11 protein-coding genes and 1 pseudogene are annotated in these 18,409 nt (G+C 61.4%); 6 read left to right on the top strand and 6 right to left on the bottom strand.

Annotated features, from left to right (window positions below; all coding sequences use genetic code 11):
* Together WA157_RS08975 and WA157_RS08970 are read right to left on the bottom strand one after the other, a co-directional pair.
* Nucleotides 1-833: chloride channel protein (locus WA157_RS08975; RefSeq protein ID WP_422620608.1), on the bottom strand; the 833-nt coding region annotated here is incomplete at its 3' end.
* Nucleotides 834-838: 5 nt separating this feature from the next.
* Nucleotides 839-1,624: a heparan-alpha-glucosaminide N-acetyltransferase gene (locus WA157_RS08970; RefSeq protein WP_422620607.1), complete on the bottom strand. Its 786-nt coding sequence runs from the start codon at nucleotides 1,622-1,624 to the stop codon at nucleotides 839-841.
* Nucleotides 1,625-1,690: 66 nt separating this feature from the next.
* Between WA157_RS08970 and WA157_RS08965 the strand changes: the two genes are divergently transcribed.
* From WA157_RS08965 to WA157_RS08955, 3 genes are all read left to right on the top strand, one after another.
* Nucleotides 1,691-3,709 (top strand): peptidase U32 family protein, encoded by a 2,019-nt coding sequence (locus tag WA157_RS08965; protein ID WP_422620605.1) that lies wholly within the window; start codon nucleotides 1,691-1,693, stop codon nucleotides 3,707-3,709.
* Nucleotides 3,710-3,817: 108 nt separating this feature from the next.
* On the top strand, nucleotides 3,818-4,351 hold the full coding sequence (locus WA157_RS08960; RefSeq protein WP_422620604.1) for a phasin family protein: 534 nt from the start codon (nucleotides 3,818-3,820) through the stop codon (nucleotides 4,349-4,351).
* Between the two features lie 7 nt (nucleotides 4,352-4,358).
* Nucleotides 4,359-5,423, top strand: coding sequence for an alpha/beta hydrolase (locus WA157_RS08955; protein ID WP_422620603.1), 1,065 nt, complete (start codon nucleotides 4,359-4,361; stop codon nucleotides 5,421-5,423).
* A 267-nt stretch (nucleotides 5,424-5,690) separates the two neighbouring features.
* Here WA157_RS08955 and WA157_RS08950 read toward each other — a convergent pair whose 3' ends face one another.
* A complete protein-coding gene (locus WA157_RS08950) occupies nucleotides 5,691-6,935 on the bottom strand; it encodes a class I SAM-dependent methyltransferase (RefSeq protein WP_422620606.1) in 1,245 nt (414 codons plus the stop codon).
* 268 nt (nucleotides 6,936-7,203) lie between these two features.
* Between WA157_RS08950 and ftsH the strand changes: the two genes are divergently transcribed.
* Entirely contained in the window at nucleotides 7,204-9,054 is a 1,851-nt protein-coding gene (gene ftsH / locus WA157_RS08945; protein ID WP_422620602.1) for an ATP-dependent zinc metalloprotease FtsH, read from the top strand.
* Here the strand turns inward: ftsH and WA157_RS08940 are convergent.
* Nucleotides 9,035-9,940, bottom strand: coding sequence for a YihY/virulence factor BrkB family protein (locus tag WA157_RS08940; protein WP_422620601.1), 906 nt, complete (start codon nucleotides 9,938-9,940; stop codon nucleotides 9,035-9,037). The two genes, ftsH and WA157_RS08940, sit on opposite strands and share 20 nt — an antisense overlap.
* Nucleotides 9,941-9,983: 43 nt before the next feature.
* Nucleotides 9,984-14,288, bottom strand: a complete 4,305-nt coding sequence (gene purL / locus WA157_RS08935; protein ID WP_422620600.1) for a phosphoribosylformylglycinamidine synthase — start codon at nucleotides 14,286-14,288, stop codon at nucleotides 9,984-9,986.
* 172 nt (nucleotides 14,289-14,460) lie between these two features.
* Here purL and map point away from each other — a divergent pair, with 172 nt between their 5' ends.
* Together map and WA157_RS08925 are read left to right on the top strand one after the other, a co-directional pair.
* Nucleotides 14,461-15,288: a type I methionyl aminopeptidase gene (map, locus tag WA157_RS08930; RefSeq protein WP_422620599.1), complete on the top strand. Its 828-nt coding sequence runs from the start codon at nucleotides 14,461-14,463 to the stop codon at nucleotides 15,286-15,288.
* A 52-nt stretch (nucleotides 15,289-15,340) separates the two neighbouring features.
* Nucleotides 15,341-17,932 carry a [protein-PII] uridylyltransferase gene (locus tag WA157_RS08925; protein ID WP_422620598.1) on the top strand — a complete coding sequence of 864 codons (2,592 nt, stop codon included), beginning with the start codon at nucleotides 15,341-15,343 and terminating at the stop codon, nucleotides 17,930-17,932.
* 184 nt (nucleotides 17,933-18,116) lie between these two features.
* Here WA157_RS08925 and WA157_RS08920 read toward each other — a convergent pair.
* Nucleotides 18,117-18,284, bottom strand: a pseudogene (locus WA157_RS08920) (IS1595 family transposase); the annotation flags it as partial.
* Nucleotides 18,285-18,409: the final 125 nt, after the last annotated feature.

Raw genomic sequence — 18,409 nt, 5'->3', positions numbered from 1 at the left:
AGCGGCAATGGCAGGCTCAGACGTTCAAACATTCGGCGACGGGAACTCAAGCCGCGCAAAAACACGGCCGAGGCACCCCCCACGAAAATCCCCAAAACGACAAACAGCAACACTTCCACGCCTGCCCCCGACGGAAATGCCGGCATCACATAGGGGGCCTGATAGCCAGGAAATTCGCGCATCGTGATGTTCGCAACCACGGACGCCACCATGATCGGCCCTAGGCTTTCCATGGCCATCGAGCCCAACACGACTTCAGCTACAAAAAAAGCCCCTGCAATCGGCGCGTTGTAGGCCGACGTGATCCCGGCGGCCGCACCGCACGCGACCAGCAAGCGAAGCCGATCGACCGGAAAATGCCGTAGCCGCCCAAGCAATGAAGCGCTGAGTGCCGCCAGTTGCACCATGGAGCCTTCACGCCCAATCGAGCCGCCGCTGGCAATGCTGATCAGCGAAGAGCCACTACGGATCAGGCTGAGCCGTACCGGAATGCAGCCGTCACCCAAGACCGTTGCTTCCATGTAGTCGCCTTTGGTCTTGGGCGCGGCCTGGCCGCGAGCCAGGGCCAACATCAGCAGTCCGCCCGCCAGCAGGCCGCCGACGGTGGGAACCAGCACCCGCAGCCAGGGCGGCAAATGGACCGCGATGGCCACCAGACTGCCACCTTGCCCCAAGACCAGTCGGTCCAGTCCGAACAGTGCCGAGCGGAACAGCTCAGTGGCCAATGCGCCCAGCAGACCGGCCGGGATCGACCACAATAGCATCACCTGCCAGTCAGAGATGCGGAAAACGTCCCGCAACCTCGTACGCAGGGCAAGCATCACGGAGGCCAAATGTTTCATAAAGACAAAGTTGCCAACCATCCGACGGCCATCAGACCGCCCAGCAACACCGGCTGGTGCAGCATGTAATAGCTCAGACTCCAACGCCCCAGCATCGCCAGCGGTTTGAACGCCGCGGGCAGGGGCCATGACAAAGCGGCGCCGCGGCGCGTTAACCAGGTCCCGGCCGCCACACCCCACCACATCACGCCCAGCCAGGGCAGCAGCGGCACGTAGTCTTCGGTAATGGGTTTGCGTGTGATCAAGCCCAGCCAGTTCAGTTGGGGGGAATTCAACATTTCAGCCAATTGGGCTGTAGCCCCCGTCTGAAGGGCGTAAGAAGCTATCAATTGAATAGCAATTGCGCCGCCACCCAGCCACCACAAACGCCCGCCCCAATGCGCGGTCAGGCGTGCAATGATCAGCATCAGCGCCATGCCGTGCAGGACACCAAAGTAGATATAACTTTGCGGGAACATCCACCAGGAGCCAACCGTGACCAGCAGCGCGCAGCCCAATATTTGCGCCCAGCGGCGCCAGAAGCGTGGCCAACGCTGTCCCTGCGCCACGGCAATGGCTTGCCCCAGTCCGGCACAAAACAAAAACAGGCTCACGATCACGGTCCGCTGCCAGGTCCACAGCGGGGCATGGTAAAAATCCTGCTTGATGTAGCCAAACTGGTTCAGGTCGAAACTGAAATGAAAGAGGGTCATCCAGACCATCGCCAAGCCGCGCAGGGCGTCCACGGCGTCAAATCGGAGGGACGATGAGGTGGCAGCACGGGTTAAGGGTTGATGCGTCATGGTGTAACGATAACTCATTGGTTCAAGACGCTTTAAACGCCATGGGGTCCGGGGATAATCGGGCCTATGTCACTGCTTGACCATCAACTCGAACTGTTAGCCCCGGCGCGTGACGCCGACATTGGCATCGAAGCCGTCAACCACGGTGCCGATGCCGTTTACATCGGGGGTCCGTCCTTTGGCGCGCGCGCCAATGCGGACAACAGCGTCACCGAGATCGCCCGGCTGACGCGCCATGCCCACCGCTTCAACAGCCGTGTCTTCGTCACGCTCAACACCGTTCTGCGCGATGACGAGCTGGAGCCATCGCGCAAGCTGGTTTGGCAACTGTATGACGCGGGAGTGGATGCCCTGATCATCCAGGACATGGGCTTGCTGCAGATCGACCTGCCGCCGATCCAGCTTCATGCCAGCACGCAGTGCGACATTCGCACACCAGAGAAAGCCCGTTTTTTGCAGGACGTGGGTCTGTCGCAAATTGTGCTGGCGCGCGAACTCTCCCTGCCGCAAATCCTGGCCATCCGTGCCGTGACCGACCCGGCGCGCTGCACGCTGGAGTTTTTTGTTCATGGCGCACTGTGCGTGGCCTACAGCGGCCAGTGCTACATCAGCGCCGCCCACACCGGGCGCAGTGCCAACCGGGGCGAATGCAACCAGGCCTGCCGCCTGCCCTATCAGGTGGTTGACGATAAAGGTCGTTTTGTGGCGCACGACAAACACGTGCTGTCCATGAAAGACAACAACCAGAGCGACAACCTGGCGGCCTTGGTGGACTCAGGGATTCGCAGCTTCAAGATTGAAGGCCGCTACAAGGACATGGGCTACGTGAAAAATATCACGGCCCATTACCGCAAGCTACTGGATGCCCTGATTGAAGAACGCCAGACCTCCAAGCAGCCTTTGGCGCGCGCCTCCAGCGGCAGCACCACATTCAGCTTCACACCGGACCCGAACCAGAACTTCAACCGCGAGTTCACCGATTATTTTGTGCAAGGCCGTCAGGCGGACATTGGCGCGTTTGACACGCCCAAGAATCCCGGCCAACCCATTGGTTTCGTGACCCAGGTCGGCCCCAACTGGGTGGAACTGGCTTTGAGCGATCCGGCGCAGGCCTTGCACAACGGCGACGGTCTTTGTTACTACGACTTGCAAAAAGAGCTGGTCGGCCTGGCCATCAACCGGGCTGAAAGCCTCAACGCTGCCAAGGGCCGCTGGCGCGTGTTTCCCAAAGACGCCTTGAGTGATCTGAAGGACCTGCGCAGAGGCGTGGAAGTCAACCGCAACCGCGATACCGAGTGGGTGCGCGGCCTGGAGAAGAAATCAAGCGACCGGCGCATTGGCGTTTGGCTACATCTGGCAGATACACCACAAGGCCTGGCCTTGAGCCTGACCGACGAAGACGGCGTGACGGCCACTGCCCACGCCACCCTGACCGGCACACTGGCCAAGGACAGGGAAGTCGCCAACGCGAGCCTGCGCGAGCACCTCAGCAAAATGGGCAGCAGCATTTTTACGGCGCTGACGGTGCAGGTGGAATTTTCACAAGCCTGGTTTGTGCCCCCGTCCGTCCTCAACCCATTGCGCCGGGACGCTTTGGAGGCACTGGAAACCGCACGCGCCAAAGCCTTCAGGCGACTGCCACGCGCCGCTGCCGTCGAGCCGCCAGCACCCTACCCTGAAGACACACTGAGCTATCTGGCCAATGTTTTCAACCAGGCATCCCATGCCTTTTACGCACGCCACGGCGTCAAGGTGGTTGCGCCCGCTTTTGAAGCAGCGCAAGAACTGGGTGAAGTCAGCCTGATGATCACCAAGCACTGCGTGCGTTTTTCGTTGAGCTTGTGCCCCAAACAGGCCAAGGGCGTGGTCGGCGTGCAGGGCACGGTGAAGGCCGAGCCATTACAGCTCATCAACGGACGCGAGAAACTCACCCTGCGCTTTGACTGCAAGCCGTGTGAAATGCATGTCATGGGCACGATCAAAAATTCGGTGTTGCAGCAAACCATCAAGTCCCTCGCGCCAGGGCTGGGTGAAGTGCCCATCAACTTCTTTCCCAAGCGACCCCTGAACAGCTCAGTCGGTTGATCCCAAGTTAAGGTGCCTTCCCTAGAGGAGCTGATGGATACTTGCCCTCGCAATGCCGCCATGCATTTAATTGGTGGCCGGTTTCATCACTGAACAAGGGGATTTTTCATGGCTTCGAAAACCACAAGCACTGCCAAAAAAACCGCAAAGACACTGGCAAACAAGACTGTCGCTGCCAAAGCGGCTGTCGTCAAAGCAGTCAGCAAACCAAGGTCGAAGGCCCCAGCGGCAAAAACCAGGGCGCATGCGCCAGCCAAGACCACCACCCTGAAACAGGTGGCCACGCAAGGTCGCAGAAAAGTGAGCTCGGTCGTGCACTTGACGCGGGATGCCTCACTCAAATTGATCGATTCGCAGCGCGCCATCTGGCTCGCGGGCCTGGGTGCACTGGCCAAGGTCACGACCTCGACCGGAACCAAAGGCGAGAAAGCCTTTGAGGCCTTGGTCAAGGCCGGTGAAAAAATGGAATCCCAGGCTCGCGGCACCATCGACAGCAACGCCGACATGCTCAAGCATCGCATCAATGACGCCAGCAAAGTGGTCGACGACAGTATCAACAGCGTCAGTGACGCGTTTGATGCGCGCGTGAAACAGGCGCTGGCCCGCTTGGGCTACCCCAAGAACAGCAAGATCACCAAGTAAATCCAAAGTGACTGAAATACTGCTGTGGGTGCTGGCGCTGGTCATGGCCGTCTGGGTCATCGGGGCCTTCTATTTGCAAGGCGCTGACCTGAGCGCTTTTGATCAGCCCGCCGGCCAGCGCCATCTGATCGACGCTGCGCCCAGTGAAGCGCACCAGGCGGTGGTGACCTCGCTCGGCGGCATTGCCACAACGCTCAAGAGCACGCCGCGCAGCCAGCATCTGGCCCTGCTGCGTAACTACATGGACAACCTGTTCGCTGACAGCGATCCGACGACCCAGGTCATCGCCGTCAACGCATCCGGCGTCCCTGCCGAATGGGTGCTGGCAGCCGGAGTTGATCATCGACGCCGCCTGCTCTACATCCATGGCGGGGCCTACACCATGGGCAGCCCCAAGAGCCACCGCCGACTGACGCGCAAATTTTCCGAAGTCGCCAATGCTGCCGTATTGGCCATCGACTATCGGCTGATGCCGGAACATCCACGCATGGCGGGCATCGAGGATTGCCGTACCGCCTACTGCTGGCTGCTCGACCATGGGCCCGCCGGTCCAGAGGCGGCCAGTGCCATTTTTGTGGCCGGAGATTCTGCCGGTGGCAACCTGACGCTGTCCCTGATCGCCTGGGTGCGCGACCAGGGCCTGCGTGCGCCCAATGCCGCCGTGGCCTTGTCGCCCGCCACCGATGCCACCCTGGGCAGCCCGAGCCTGAAAAACAATCTCGACACCGATCCCATGCTGGGGCCGCTGTTCAAGCCGCTGACCAGGATTCCCCGCACTGTGCTGCTGTGGGCCACCTGGCTGCAAAATCGCCTGCGTCCCAGTGACCCGGTTCTGTCACCGGTCTTTGGCGATCTGTCGGGACTGCCGCCCTTGCTGGTGCAGGCCAGCGAGTCCGAGATGCTATTCGACGACAGCCGACGCTACGTCAATAAGGCCATCGCGGCCGGTTCGCCCGTCACCTTTCAGACCTGGCGCCATATGGTCCATGTCTGGCAGATCTATCACCCGGATTTGCCGGAAGGTCAGGAAGCGTTTGGAGAGATCGGAAAGTTTCTTCAGGCCCATTCCTAGGTCGCTGGACGAAGCTGCGTCCCCGATCCTAAGCACCAAAAGACCCGCCAGCCTTTTTGAGGGGCTGGCGGTGGTGGCGAGGAACCCAGGTCAGCGTGTCAGGCTGACGCGTCTGGGGACGTCCTCATCCGTCTTGATGTTGAGCATCAAGACTCGGTTCAATTGCTTGAACCCCCCAGCATCGTACCCGGTTGGCACGCCTTCCGGCGTTCCTTGCGAAGTACCGTTTCAGTATAGTCAATCGCAGTCTGAATGGATTGAGAATTGTCAATGGGACTGACTGTTTGGGTACATGTAAGCGCGTGACCAAGGCGTTGGATTGAGCGCCTCGCTGGTGCCGGCCTTGCACGCCAGCACCTGGTAGATCGACACCCAATTTTGCGCAAAGGCATGCGCGCAACCCGCCAGGTAAATGCGCCAGACGCGGTACGTGGTCTCACTCACCTTGCTGCGAATCGCGTCACTTTGACTCTCAAAGTTGTCCGACCACAAGGCCAGCGTGCGGGCATAGTGGCGGCGCAGACATTCCACATCAAGCGCTTCGAGCCCGGCGCTTTGCATGTCCTTGAGCGCTTTGCTGACATGGGGCAATTCACCATTGGGAAACACGTATTTTTCAATGAAACTGGCCGCCCCCAAGGGGCATTCCCCGCTGTCCGGATCGGTCGAGGTAATGCCGTGGTTCAGCACCAGCCCGCCGTCCTTGAGCAGGGCGCTTATTTTGGCGAAATACGACGGCAGATGAAGGAGTCCGACGTGCTCGAACATACCCACCGAGGTGATCTTGTCAAACAGTCCATCGCGCTCGTCAATATCGCGGTAGTCCTGTAATCTGATCTCAACCTGGCCGGCCAAACCAGCCTGCTCGACGCGCTCACACGCCAGCGTGTATTGGTTTTTTGACAAGGTGACACCCACCACCTTCGCACCAAATTTTTGCGCGGCACGCATGGCCAAGGCGCCCCAGCCACAACCGATGTCAAGCAGCCGCTCGCCTGGCTGGAGCATGAGCTTGGTCAAAATGTGATCAAGCTTGGCCGTCTGTGCTGCGGCCAGTGTCTCGGTGCCACTCGGAAAATAGGCGCAGGAATAGACCATGGCCTCGTCCAGCCAGAGGCGATAAAAGTCGTTGGAAACATCGTAATGTTGCTCAATGGCGCGCGCATCCCGCGCTCGGTCGTGGCGCGCCGGATTGAACAAGCGCCCAAAGCGGCCGCGCATGGGCACGCCGGTTTCGGCCAGCCTGGACGCAACATCCACAATATCCTGCGCCCGGCCCAGCACATCAAACTGGCCGCTGACGTAGCCTTCGGCCAGATTGTCCAGGCTGGGGGGCAAAAAATGCCGCAAGGCGCGCGGCCCCGACAGCTGCACCGTCACCAGCGGATCAGTGCCCAGATCATGCTGCGCGCCGTTCCACAAGACCAGCCGCAGGGGAATGTCAAAGTGCGGTTGCAGGCGCGCCAGAAGGCGGGTCAGCAGGTCAAGCTCCGGTCTCACCGAAGCAGCCATCTGGTCCATCACCCCAACTCCAGTTGCAAAAAGAGGCGCTTGCCAGAGCGCACGGTCAACCGACTGCCCGGCGCCTGTGCCCGGGCCAGTGTCAGGCTTTGTGAATTTTGTGCCATGTCCTATCCCTCCTCAAGAGTCAACGCGACAGCAGAGCCGCAGACATGAATGCTATGAAGTCTGACAACAGCACACTTGAGATTTGTCATGGGCACGCCAAATACCGGGCGTAGTCTAACGGTTTCAACAAGCACGGTCTTGGGGGCCTGAATTGAACAAGAAAAATACCTGGAATGTGGGTTACTGGCTGATTGCGCTGATGCTGCTGGTGCTGCTGCAGAACTTCTGGCAAAGCGCCAGCCAGGTGCAGACCGTGCCCTACAGCGAGTTCGAAAAAGCGCTCACTGAAGAGCGCATCGCCGACGTCACGATTTCCGAGCGCACGGTGACCGGTCGGCTGAAAACACCGGAGGGCAACAAGACGACGCTGGCGGCGGTGCGGGTCGAGCCCGAATTGGCGGCGCGCCTGGAAAAATACAACGTGCCCTACAGCCGGGTTGTGGACAACACGTTTTTGCGCGACCTGCTCTCGTGGATCGTGCCGGCCCTGGTGTTCTTTGGGCTGTGGTTCTTTTTGTTTCGCAGCTTTGCCAACAAGCAGGGCATGGGCGGCTTTTTGTCAGTTGGCAAGAGTCGCGCCAAAATTTACATGCAGACCAACACCGGCATCACCTTTGCCGACGTCGCCGGGGTGGACGAGGCCCGCCACGAACTTGAAGAGGTGGTCGATTTCCTCAAACATCCGCAGGAGTATGGGCGCCTGGGCGCGCACATCCCCAAAGGCGTGTTGCTGGTGGGTCCGCCCGGCACCGGCAAGACCTTGTTGGCGAAGGCCGTGGCGGGCGAAGCGGGCGTGCCTTTCTTCTCGATCTCGGGCAGCGAATTTGTCGAGATGTTTGTCGGCGTGGGCGCGGCCCGGGTGCGCGATCTGTTTGAACAAGCGCGCGGCATGGCGCCGGCCATCATCTTCATCGACGAGCTTGATGCGCTGGGCCGCGCCCGTGGCGCCTTCCCCGGCCTGGGTGGCCATGACGAGAAAGAGCAGACCCTGAACCAGTTGCTCTCGGAAATGGATGGTTTTGACTCGTCCGTGGGCCTGATCATTCTGTCGGCCACCAACCGGCCCGAAATCCTGGACCCGGCGTTGCTGCGGGCCGGTCGGTTTGACCGCCAGGTGCTGGTCGACCGGCCCGACCGCAAAGGCCGCATTGACATCCTCAAGGTGCATGTGCGCAAGACCACACTCGACGCCGCATTGAAACTTGAAGACGTGGCGGCGCTGACCCCAGGCTTCACTGGGGCCGACCTGGCCAACCTGGTGAACGAGGCGACGCTGGTCGCCACCCGGCGCAAGGCGGATCAGGTGAGCTTGCCTGATTTCACAGCGGCGGTGGAGCGCATTGTGGCGGGCCTGGAGCGCCGCAGCCGCGTGCTCAACCCGAAAGAGCGCGAGGCGGTGGCCTTCCACGAGATGGGCCATGCCCTGGTCGCGCTGGCGCAAACCGGTACCGACCCGGTGCACAAGGTGTCGATCATCCCGCGCGGCATTGGCGCATTGGGCTACACCATTCAGCGCCCAACCGAAGACCGCTACCTGATGACGCGGCCCGAGCTGGAGCAAAAAGTCTCGGTGCTGCTGGCAGGGCGGGCCGCCGAGAAGCTGGTGTTCGGCGTGCTGTCCACCGGTGCGGCCGATGATCTGGCCAAGGCCAGCGACATCGCCCATGACATGGTCACCCGTTATGGCATGGATGAAGACCTGGGTTTTGTGGCCTTTGAGCCGCAGCGCCAGCAGCAAATGCTTGATCTGCCGCCCGGCCTCTTGCCGCAAGGCGCGCGCCTGTCGGAAGAAACTCAACGCCATATCGACGCGGCGATTCGCAGCATCGTGATGGACGGCTTTGAGCATGCCACGGTCATCCTGAGCGCCAACAGCGACGTGCTGGAACGCGGCGCGCGTGCGCTGCTTGAGAAAGAAACGCTGGAGGAGGACGCCATCCGCGCCCTGGCGCGGGACCTGCGGCGAGTCGACCCGGACGCACCTAGGGGGAGCGGGTCGTGAAGGGCTGCGGTGCTGCGTCGAGCTGCTCAAGCGCGAGGCGCTCGTATTCGGAAATCACCTGCGCGCCCAGCAACAGCAGCGTCGCCGCCAGCTCAAGACTCAGCAAAACCGCGATCGCGGTGGTCAGCGACCCGTAGACAGCGCCAATCTGGGACAGCGTCGTGAAATACCACACGAGTGCATGGCGTGAGACTTCCCACATCAAAGCCGCAGCAACCGCGCCCAGCAGTGCGTGCTGCAGCGACAGCCGGCCGACCGGCATCACCAGGTACACCGAGGTGAGCACAAAGATCTCCCCGGCGAGGCCAAGCAAGTACAGCAGCGCGCCGGACACGCCACCGAGTGACCAACTGCGCCACAAAAACTCCACCCGCTGCTGGCCGATCGCCTGCAGGCTGCCCGCCACCAGCGTCACCAGCAGCAGCCCAAGCCCGAGCGACAGGATGTACGCATAGGGAATCACGGCCGAGATCAGGAAGTGGCGCCGGCGTATCGCCACACGGTGATGAAAGATCACCGACATGGCGTTCTCCAGCACCGTGAAAGCGAGCGAACTGAAAAACAGCATGCTGGCCAGCAACACCCAGCTGAGAACATCGCGGTGCAGCAGGAAGTTCGCGAGTTCGGCAATGATCACCCCGGACTGTCCGGGCACCAGCCATTCAAGGTATCGGCCCAGGGACTGCAGCAGCGCCGCCTGATCGACAAAGTGCGATAGCGCTATCACCGTGAGGATGAGCATCGGCACAATCGACAGCAAGGCGTAATACGCGACCGCCCCGGCCAGCAGCAGGCCCTGATTGGCGCGAAATCCCTTCAGCGTGCGGATGGCGAATGCGCCGGGGTGCCTGAGAATTTGCGCAGCTTGTCGACCAATAAGTTCCATGGCTGCACCGTGTGGGATCAGGGTCGATATTCCCGGCTGACGATCAGTCCACCCACCTTCGGGCGTTGTGCCACAACTGCATCCACGGGCTCAAAGCCGACGGGTCACCGTTGGTCCAGCTCATCTGGATATTGCGAAACACGCGCTCCGGGTGCGGCATCATGGCGGTGAAGCGGCCATCAAGCGTGGTCACGGCCGTCAAACCGCCGGGGCTGCCGTTCGGGTTGAATGGGTAGGCCTCGGTCGCGGCACCATGGTTATCGGTAAAACGCAAGGCGGCAATGGCTCGTGCCGCGTTACCGCGGTACTTGAAGTTGGCAAAACCTTCGCCGTGCGCCACCGCAATCGGCAAACGGCTGCCCGCCATGCCTTTGAAGAACAGCGACGGGGATTCCAGCACTTCGACCATGCTCAGGCGCGCCTCGAAGCGCTCGCTCTGGTTGGTGGTGAAGCGCGGCCAATCTTGGGCGCCGGGAATGATGTCGGCCAGCTCGGCGAACATCTGGCAACCGTTGCACACGCCCAGGCCGAAGGTATCCAAACGGCCAAAAAAGGCCTTGAACTGCTCGGCCAGCACGGAGTTAAAGGTGATGGAGCGCGCCCAGCCAATACCGGCACCCAGCGTGTCGCCATAAGAGAAGCCACCGCAGGCGATGACACCCTTGAAGTCGGCCAGATTGGCGCGGCCACTCTGCAGGTCGGTCATGTGCACGTCAAAGGCTTCGAAACCGGCCTCGGTGAAGGCGTAGGCCATCTCGACGTGGGAATTCACGCCCTGCTCGCGCAACACGGCCACTTTGGGGCGCGTCAGCATGAGCGCGGGGCTTGCCATATTTGCTACTGATTTAGTAGCTACTTGCGCATATTCTACGGGGGCTAGAGCCTTATTTTCTATAAATTTGACGTGTAAACCCGGGTCCTGCGGGTCGCCGGCGCTAGCGTGCTCGGCTTCGGCGCAGGCCGGGTTGTCGCGTTGCTGGCAGATCTTCCAACTGGTGGCATCCCAGACCTGGTGCAGGTCCTGCAATTTGGCGCTGAACACCACTTTGGCGTCGCGCCAGACCTGCACCTCGCCGACGCCGTCCCGAATGGTCGAGTCGACCGGGCGGGTCTTGCCGATGACATGGCTGTATTTGCTCAAGCCATGGTCACGCAGGGTCTGCATGACCTCGTTGCGTTGCACGGTGCGGACCTGCAGCACGACACCCAGCTCTTCGCTGAACAGGGCTTTGAGCGTGAGCTCTTCGCGCCTGCCACTGACCTGGCCGGCCCAGTTTTTGGCGTCGCCGTAGTCCATGCGGCTGTCCGTGATGCCGTCGCCCTCCAACACCAGCATGTCCACGTTGAGCGCGACGCCGATGTGGCCGGCAAACGCCATCTCCACCACCGCAGCAAACAGGCCGCCGTCGCTGCGGTCGTGGTAGGCCAAAACCTGGCCTTGCGCACGCAAGGCGTTCACGGCGTTGACCAGGTTCACCAGGTCTTGCGGGTGATCCAGATCCGGCACTTCGTCGCCCACTTGCCCCAGCGTTTGCGCCAGTATGCTGCCACCCATGCGGTTTTGGCCCCGGCCCAGGTCGACCAGCAACAGCGTTGTGTCCTCTGTCGCGTTCAGTTGTGGCGTCAAGGTGCCGCGCACGTCAGGCAGGGTGGCAAAGGCGGTCACGATCAGGGACACGGGGGAGATCACTTTTTTGGCGCCCTCCTCGTCTGTCCACTGCGTGCGCATGGAAAGTGAATCTTTCCCGACGGGGATGGAAATACCCAAAGCGGGGCACAGTTCCAGTCCGACGGCTTTCACCGTCGCGTAAAGCGCGGCATCCTCGCCCGGCTCGCCACACGCAGCCATCCAGTTGGCCGACAGCTTGACGCGGGGCAGTTCAATCGGCGCCGCCAGCAAATTGGTGATGGCCTCGGCCACAGCCATGCGCCCGCTGGCTGGCGCGTTGACGCTCGCCAGCGGCGTGCGCTCGCCCATGCTCATGGCCTCACCGGCAAAGCCTTTGAAATCCGCCAGCGTCACGGCGCAATCGGCCACCGGCACCTGCCACGGTCCGACCATCTGGTCGCGGTGGCTCAAACCGCCCACGGTGCGGTCGCCGATGGTGATCAGAAAACGCTTGGACGCCACGGTCGCACTAGCCAGCACGTCGATGCAGGCTTTTTGCAGATCGACACCGGTCAGGTTGACGGGTGCAAAGGTGCGCGCCACGGTTTTGACGTCGCGGTGCATCTTGGGCGGCTTGCCCAGCAGCACGTTCATCGGCATATCTACCGGCATGTCCTCGGGTTCCGTTCGGGCTGAGCCTGGCCCGTCGTGAGCCCGACGAACGGGCGAAGCTAACCCTTCGACAAGCTCAGGGCGAACGGAGTTATCCGTCACGACCAATTGGCGCGCTTCAGTCGCGACGCCGACCACGGCAAACGGGCAGCGCTCGCGCTCGCACAGGGCGGTGAACAGCGCCAAAGACTCGGGCGCAATGGCCAGCACGTAGCGCTCCTGGCTCTCGTTGCACCAGATTTCTTTCGGCGCCAGGCCGGATTCTTCCAGTGGCACGGCGCGCAGGTCGAAGCGGGCACCGCGCCCGGCGTCGTTGGTAAGCTCCGGGAAGGCGTTGCTCAAACCACCCGCGCCCACGTCATGGATCGCCAGAATCGGGTTGCCTGGGACTGCGCCCTCCCCGTCTGCACTGCCATTGCCCAGCAGCCAGCACTGGTTGATGACCTCCTGAGCCCGGCGCTCGATCTCGGGGTTGCCGCGCTGCACCGAATCAAAGTCAAGTTGCGCCGCATTCGCGCCGGTCGCCATCGAACTGGCGGCGCTGCCGCCCATGCCAATGCGCATGCCGGGGCCACCGAGCTGGATCAGCAAACTGCCCGCCGGGAACTCAATCTTGTGCGTCTGCGTGGCGTCGATCACGCCCAGGCCGCCGGCGATCATGATCGGCTTGTGGTAGCCGCGCTGCTCTTGCTGCTGCGCTGCAAGGCCAGCGGCATCGACCACCGAGTAACTCAGACCCTGCTCGTACTCGCGGAAGTAACCCAGCAAATTGGGCCGGCCAAACTCGTTGTTGAAAGCCGCGCCACCCAGCGGGCCTTCGATCATGATCTGCAAGGGGCTGGCAATGTGGTCCGGTTTGCCATAAGCCGTGGACCGCTCGCCCTGAGCTTCTTTCATCCGTTCGGGCTGAGCTGGTCGAAGCCCTTCGACAGGCTCAGGGCGAACGGACGACAAAGAGCGAACGGCGGACGAAGAGCCAACGGGCAAAGCATCGGGCCAGAGTTTGGACACGGTAAAGCCGGTCAAGCCTGCCTTGGGTTTGGAGCCGCGCCCGGTGGCGCCTTCGTCGCGAATCTCGCCGCCGGCCCCGGTGGCGGCACCGGGGAATGGGGAGATGGCGGTCGGGTGGTTGTGGGTTTCCACCTTCATCAGGATGTGATGGGTGGCACTTTGCTTTTGATAGCTGCTCAGGCTTATTTCACGGGGGCTAGAGGCTGATTTGGCTATAAACCGCTCAACCTGGGAGCCTTCCATGACCGAGGCGTTGTCCGAGTACGCCACCAGCATATGCTGCGGATGGGTTTGATGCGTGTGGCGGATCATGCCGAACAGGCTCATGTCTTGCGCCACGCCATCGATCGTGAACCCGGCGTTGAAGATTTTGTGCCGGCAGTGCTCGCTGTTGGCCTGCGCAAACATCATCAGCTCCACGTCGGTCGGGTTGCGCTGCAATTGGGTAAAGGCCTGCACCAGGTAGTCGATCTCATCCGACGCCAGCGCCAGGCCAAACTGGCTGTTGGCAGCCATCAGCGCCTCTTTGCCGCCGTGCAGCACGTCCACATGCGCCATCGGTACGGGCGGCAGCTCGGCGAACAGACCGTAGGCACTGGCGCGGTCAAACATCACGCTCTCGGTCATGCGGTCGTGCAGCAGGGCGCCGATCTGCGCCAGTTGCGCTTCGGACAGAGTCGGTTTCTTGCCCAGCAAACCGCTTCTCAAAGTGACGAGGTACTCCACCACCCGCTCGACCCGGCGCACGGCCAGACCGCAGTTGTGCGCAATATCGGTCGCTTTCGAGGCCCAGGGCGACACGGTGCCAAATCGCGGCGTCACCACGATCAGGGCGCCATCGCTGGGCCCCCCATAGGGCTCACCGTAGGTCAGCAAAGCCGCTAACTTGTCTTTGAGCGCCGGAGCCGGCTCGCCGTCGGACGTGACCAGATGCACAAAGCGTGCGGCCACGCCGTTGATCTTGTCGTGAATCGCCTGCAAGCTGGGCAGAAGCTGTTGAACACGGAACGGGCTGAGGGCGCAGCCGCCCTCGAAGGGGGTGATGTGCGGGGTCACTTTTGGGGCCTGGATGAGGGACTTGACAGATTGAAATGGGCTCCAGCACACGCCGCGCGAGCGACGGATTCCAGAGCTCGCCAATTTTACCCGTCGCTCCCCGCGCGCCAGTCAAAAGGGCTATACACCCCGCGCCAGCGCCAACAAAAACACGATGGGATAATCTGGCCCCATGACTATTACTTACAAAGACGCCGAGGGCATTGCGGGCATGCGGGTCGCGGGCCGTCTGGCGGGCGAACTGCTGGACTACCTGACTCCGTTCATCAAACCCGGCGTGACCACCAATGAGATTGACCGGCTGGCTGAAGAGCACACCACGCAAGTGCTGGGGGCCATTTCCGCGCCGCTGAACTATGCTCCCGGCGGCCACAACCCCTACCCCAAATCGATTTGCACCTCGATCAATCACCAGGTCTGCCACGGCATTCCGAACGACAAGCCGCTCAAAAAAGGCGATATCGTCAACATTGACGTCACCGTCATCAAGGACGGCTGGCACGGCGACTCCAGCCGCATGTTCATGGTGGGTGACGTGTCGGTCGCCGCCAAACGGCTTTGCCATCTGACCTACGAGGCCATGTGGCGCGGCATTGTCAAGGTCAAGGCCGGGGCTTATCTGGGCGATATTGGCCACGCCATCCAGACTTTCGCCGAAGGCCAGGGCCTGAGCGTGGTGCGGGAGTTTTGTGGCCACGGCATCGGGCGCAACTTCCACGAAGAACCACAAATCCTGCACTACGGCCGACCCGGCACACTGGAGCAGCTCCAAGCCGGCATGACGATCACGATCGAGCCGATGCTGAACGTCGGGCGCAAGGACATCAAGGAGCTCGGCGACGGCTGGACCATTGTCACCAAAGACCACTCGCTGTCAGCACAGTGGGAACACACGGTGCTGGTCACGCAGACCGGCTACGAGGTCCTGACCCTGTCCGCCGGTGGCCCCGCCATTCCGTCATTTGTACCGGTGCCGGCTGATTTGTCAGTAACAAAGTGATCAGCCATCCCGTCGCCTGGAAACAAGCGACGGAGGCACTATGGGGCCCAGCATGACCGATCTTCAAGCGCTGCGCAGCCGTTATCGGGCGCAAAAATCCACCATCCTGGAAGCCATCGCCTCGCCCGGGACCACCACGCGCGGCGTTCGGGCCACGCTGGGCAAACTCTCTGCGCTGGCCGACGGCACGCTCAAAATATTGTGGCGGCAGGCCGGTTTTACCCGCCCGTTTGCCCTGATTGCCGTCGGTGGCTTTGGGCGCGGCGAGCTGTTTCCCTACTCCGATGTCGACGTGCTGGTGCTGTTGCCCAACGAGCATTCACCCGCCAACGACGCTCAACTCAAGACCCAGATCGAAGGTTTTATTGGCAGTTGCTGGGACGCCGGGCTGGAGATCGGATCGAGCGTGCGCACGGTCGCCGAATGCCTGGAGGAAGCCGCCCGCGACGTGACGGTGCAGACCTCGCTGCTCGAAGCCCGGTTGATCACGGGCAGCGCCGAGCTGTTTGCCGGATTTGAACGTCAGTTTTTTTCAGCGATCGACCCCGGCGCTTTTTTTATCGCCAAGACGCTGGAGATGCGCCAGCGCCACAGCAAATTTGAAGACACGCCCTACGCGCTGGAACCCAATTGCAAGGAGTCACCGGGCGGCCTGCGTGATTTGCAGGTCATTCTGTGGGTGGCCAAGGCGGCTGGCTATGGCAACGATTGGGACGCGCTGGCCAAAAGCGGCCTGGCCACCGCCTTTGAAGTCCAACAGATCAAACACAACGAAGCGGTTTTGCGGCTGATCCGGGCGCGCCTGCACTTGCTCGCGCGCCGGCGTGAAGACCGGCTGGTGTTTGATTTGCAAAACGCGATGGCCCAGTCTTTTGGCTTTGAGGCGCCCCCTGACAACACCGACAATCGGGCGTTCGTGCGCCCCAGCGAGGCGCTCATGAAGCGCTATTACTGGTCGGCCAAGGCCGTGACCCAGCTCAATCAGATTTTGTTGCTCAACATTGAGGAGCGGCTCAACCCGTCGACCCAAGCGCCGCAAGCCATCAATGCACGCTTTTATGACAAGGCGGGCTTGGTGGAAGTGGCCAGCGACGACTTGTACCAGCGCGAGCCGCACGCCATTCTGGAAACCTTCCTGATTTATCAGACCACGCCCGGCCTCAAAGGGCTGTCGGCACGCACCTTGCGCGCGCTCTACAACGCCCGCGACCTGATGAATGGCAAATTTCGCAACGACCCGGTCAATCGCGAAACCTTCAAACAAATAATGATGCAACGCAGCGGCATCACCCACGCCATGCGTCTGATGAACCAGACCTCGGTGCTGGGGCGCTACTTGTGGGCGTTTCGCAAAATTGTGGGGCAGATGCAGCATGACTTGTTTCATGTCTACACGGTCGACCAGCACATCTTGATGGTGCTTCGCAATGTGCGGCGCTTCTTTATCGTGGAACACGCCCACGAGTACCCGTTTTGCTCCCAACTCGCCGCGGGCTGGGACAAACCCTGGATCTTGTACACGGCGGCGCTGTTTCACGACATCGCCAAAGGCCGCGGCGGCGACCACTCGGAACAGGGCGCCGTCGAGGCACGCCGCTTTTGCAAGCAGCACGCTTTCTCAAAGGAAGACACCCAACTGATCGAGTTCATCGTGCACGAGCACCTGACGATGAGCCGGGTGGCGCAAAAGTCCGACCTGAGCGACCCCGACATCGTCGCCGCGTTTGCAAAACGCGTGGGCAACGAGCGTTATCTGACCGCTTTGTACCTGTTTACCGTGGCCGACATTCGCGGCACCTCGCCCAAAGTCTGGAATGCCTGGAAAGGCAAGCTGCTGGAAGACCTGTATCGCCTGACCTTGCGGGTTCTGGGTGGTCACGCCGCCGATCCACACGATGAAGTGGAAGCCCGCAAGCGCGATGCACTGATCATGCTGGCCCTGCACGCCCAGCCGTTTGAGGCCCACAAACGCCTGTGGGAGACGCTGGACGTGGGCTATTTTCTGCGCCACGATGCCGCCGACATTGCCTGGCACACGCGGCAACTCTCGCGCCACGTGGGCGCCGGCAAACCGATCGTGCGGGCGCGCAAATCACCGGTGGGTGAAGGACTGCAGGTGGTGGTCTACACACCGGACCAAGCCGACCTGTTTGCCCGCATCTGCGGCTACTTTGACCAGGGCGGCTTCAGCATTCTGGACGCACGCGTGCACACGGCCAACAACGGCTACGCCATGGATACGTTTCAGGTGGTCACCTCCGCCCTGCCCGACCACTATCGCGAGCTGACCAGCATGGTGGAGAGCGAGCTTAGTCGCGTCCTGGCAGAAGCGGGCCCCCTGCCGCCACCCAGTCGCGGACGGGTGTCACGCCGGGTGAAAAGCTTCCCGATCACGCCCCGCGTCACCCTGCGCCCGGACGAGAAAGGGCAACGCTGGCTGCTCAACATCTCCGCCAGTGACCGGGTTGGGCTGCTGTACTGCGTGGCACGGGTGCTGGCGCGGCACAAAATCAACCTGCAACTGGCAAAGATCAATACGCTGGGGGAACGGGTGGACGACACCTTCCTGATCGAGGGGCCGGAGCTGCAACACAACCGCGCGCAGATCGAAATCGAGACGGAGCTGATGGAAGCGCTGGCTTAACGCGAAATACCGTTCGTGGTGAGCTTGGCCTGTCCTGAGCTTGTCGAAGGATCGAACCACCCCCTTCGACCGGCTCAGGGCGAACGGCTTCATCATTCGGGACGGTCGCCGAGCCATGAGAGTTAGAGCGGCTACTTTTCGCCCAAGGTTTCACGCATTACGCTTCTTCCATTATTTTTCCTGATTAGCCCCCAACCTCAGCCGTACGAATGATGCGCTCTGGGTGGGCCGCGGTGAGCGATGCCGCTCGTAGCAGCCGAACCAAAATGACGGACAGGTCAAAGCGCCGGTTGAAGCGGTATTGAACCTCTGCGAGATAGCGATGACCATACTTGGCAAAGTCAAACGCATGATCCTATTTCCGGCAGTTGACGTCTCATAAACCGGCTGCAAGCTAGACTGGGAGCCAGTTTCAACGGATTTATCGAGGTCACCAAATGGGTGAAGCAAAAAGACGTCAAGTTGCTGTCCAAACAC

The sequence above is a fragment of the Rhodoferax ferrireducens genome (assembly GCF_049302455.1).
Taxonomy (GTDB): Bacteria; Pseudomonadota; Gammaproteobacteria; order Burkholderiales; family Burkholderiaceae_C; genus Rhodoferax; species Rhodoferax ferrireducens_B.
This window is presented reverse-complemented; position numbering and strand designations above follow the sequence as displayed.